This is a genomic window from Tardiphaga sp., assembly GCF_028290785.1.
GTDB lineage: Bacteria > Pseudomonadota > Alphaproteobacteria > Rhizobiales > Xanthobacteraceae > Tardiphaga.
The window spans coordinates 1-2,779 of record NZ_JAQGJD010000144.1 but is presented as its reverse complement, the minus strand read 5'-3'; the positions used below and the strand labels follow the sequence as shown (position 1 = coordinate 2,779).

Here is a 2,779-nt window from a genome sequence, read left to right as displayed (position 1 = left end):
CGGGAAGAACTCGTTCTCCTCCGCGGCCGACACCGTCTCCACATGCAGCTCGTAACGCTCGGCGAAGGCGCCCATGATCTCCTCGACGATCACTTCCGGCGCCGAGGCGCCCGCGGTGATGCCAAGGCTCTTGATGCCTTCGAACATGCTCCAGTCGAGATCGGCGGCGCGCTGCGCCAGCACCGAGACCTTGCAGCCCTCGCGCTCGGCGACCTCGCGCAGCCGCTGCGAGTTCGATGAATTCGGCGCGCCGACCACGATCAGCGCATCGACCACCGGCGCCACCTTCTTGACCGCGAGCTGGCGGTTGGTGGTGGCGTAGCAGATGTCTTCCTTATGCGGCCCGTTGATGGTCGGGAAGCGGCTTTTCAGCACTTCGACGATTTCCGCGGTGTCGTCGATCGACAGCGTGGTCTGGGTCACGAAAGCGAGATTATTGGGGTCCTTCGGCGTGAAGGTCGCCGCATCGTGGGCGGTCTCGATCAATTCGACCGCGCCCGGCGGGAGCTGGCCGAGGGTGCCGACCACTTCCGGATGGTGCGAATGCCCGATCAGCAGGATCTCGCGGCCACGCTTGAAGTGGATCGCGGCCTCGCGATGGACCTTGGTGACCAGCGGGCAGGTGGCATCGAGCGAGAAGAAATTGCGTTGCTTGGCGTCGGCCGGAACCGATTTCGGCACGCCATGGGCCGAAAATACCACCGGAGCGGAGGTGTTATCGGGAATTTCGGCCAGTTCCTCGACGAAAATCGCGCCCTTGGTCCTCAGGCTGTCCACCACATACTTGTTATGGACGATTTCATGCCGGACGTAGACCGGCGCGCCATGGATCGCCAGTGCGCGTTCGACGGTATCGATGGCCCGCACCACGCCGGCGCAGAAGCCGCGAGGGGAACAAAGTACGATTTTCAGGGGCGGTTTGGCCTGCATGTTGGGCAATCCAGCGGTCATTTAAGGTCCGAACCACCCAAAGCGGCGGGTGCAAAGCGGTAAAATCCAGGGGGACAATAAGCCAAATGGCTTGTTTCAGGAAGGACTTGGGGCCGTCCGGCCGCCCTGTCAAGGCCGAACAGTCTTCCATTGCGCGGTTAGCCCGGGACAGACTATATACAGCCTGAATTCCCCGTCATCCCCGATGACCAGACGGCTCCGCCTCCAAAAAAGGTGGGCGGAGCGTAAAGGAGATTTGCCATGAGCAATGCACCGCTGATGCCAAAGGCGACTGCCGTGTGGCTGGTCGACAATACCGCGCTGACCTTCGACCAGGTCGCCGATTTCACCAAGATGCACCCGCTTGAAATCCGCGCCATCGCCGACGGCGACGCCGCCCAGGGCATCAAGGGCATGGACCCGATTTCCAACGGGCAGTTGACCCGCGACGAGATCGAGCGCGGCGAGCAGGACAAGAACTATCGCCTCAAGCTCGAGGAGAGCAAGGTGATCCTGCCGCCGGCCGCCAAGAAGAAGGGCCCGCGCTACACGCCGGTGTCGCGCCGTCATGAGCGTCCCAGCGCGATCCTGTGGCTGGTGCGTAACCATGCCGAGCTCAAGGACAGCCAGATCATGCGGCTGGTCGGCACCACCAAGACCACCATCGCCTCGATCCGCGACCGCACGCACTGGAACGCCTCGACCCTGACGCCGATGGACCCGGTGACCCTCGGCCTGTGCTCGCAGATCGAACTGGATTTTGAAGTGCAGCGCGCCGCGAAGGAAAAGCCCACCGACCAGGCCTACGGCGGCGCGACTTTGCTGCCGGCGTCGGAAACCACCCGCAAGGAAGACGAATACGAAGCCTCCGAACGCAGCAGCGACGACCTCAATGTCGATGCCGTGTTCGCCAAGCTGAAGGGCATCGGCGGCGACAAGAAGCGCGACGACGAGGACTGACCCCGTTTCGCCTGAGTTCTATGTACAACGTAAAAAGCGCGGCGAATCGTTTTGCCGCGCTTTTGTTTTGACGTTCAACGACAGCGCTCCGATATCGCTAGAGCATTTTCGTTTTGAGATGAGTCATCCTCTCCACAGGAATTCCTCATCCTGAGGAGCGGTCATCTTCGACCGCGTCTCGAAGGATGGGCGACACACGCCATGGTTCGAGACGCGCGCCAAGTGGCGCGCTCGTCACCATGAGGACGGCGAGTAGGCTCAATCCAAAAAAGCTCTAGTTAACGCAAGCCGAGCAGCCATGGGAATTGTCGCCGACTCCGTAACCGAAGCTGGCGGACCCGGACGAAGACGACCCGCCCTGCATCGCGCCATAGGCATTGGCGCCGCCCGGCCCATAGGTGCGAGATCCCTGCATGTCCGCCGCAGGTGCAGCGCGTGACGTGGGAGCATGCGTCTTGTGCTGCGAACGCGCCAAGGCGTCGGATGGCGCAATCGCGGCGACCGCTGCGCACGCGGCGATGGCAAGTGAAACAGTTCTGATCGAAAGTCCTGGACGATATTGCATGATGTTTTCCTGACGGCAGACGCGATACGTTCGGGAACGAAGACATTCCAATGCCCGGAATGTTGCGCCTGCCACGCCGATCACAAGCTGCAATGACAGGGTTGTGATACCGCAAGCATCACGCGCACGCGCGTTCCCGCGACGCCGCAGCGCCCGAGCTTTGCCAATTCCCTGCCCCGAACCGCAGGGCGGGTGGAGCGGGAGGCGCCAAGGCGTTTGCGAGACGCCTTCAGGCAGACCATGACGCGGTCCGCCTGCGCGGCTGATAACGCCAGCCACGCGCGCCCAATGACGTAGGGCGCGGCACCTCCCGGCGCTCCACCT

2 protein-coding genes are annotated in these 2,779 nt (G+C 62.6%); one reads left to right on the top strand and one right to left on the bottom strand.

The annotated features are described in order from the left end of the window. Positions 1 to 930: 4-hydroxy-3-methylbut-2-enyl diphosphate reductase (gene ispH, locus JWR89_RS08745; protein WP_299714418.1), on the bottom strand; the 930-nt coding region annotated here is incomplete at its 3' end. A gap of 261 nt (positions 931 to 1,191) precedes the next feature. Here ispH and JWR89_RS08740 point away from each other — a divergent pair. Further along, entirely contained in the window at positions 1,192 to 1,890 is a 699-nt protein-coding gene (locus JWR89_RS08740; protein WP_299714416.1) for a cell cycle transcriptional regulator TrcR, read from the top strand. Positions 1,891 to 2,779 lie beyond the last annotated feature (889 nt).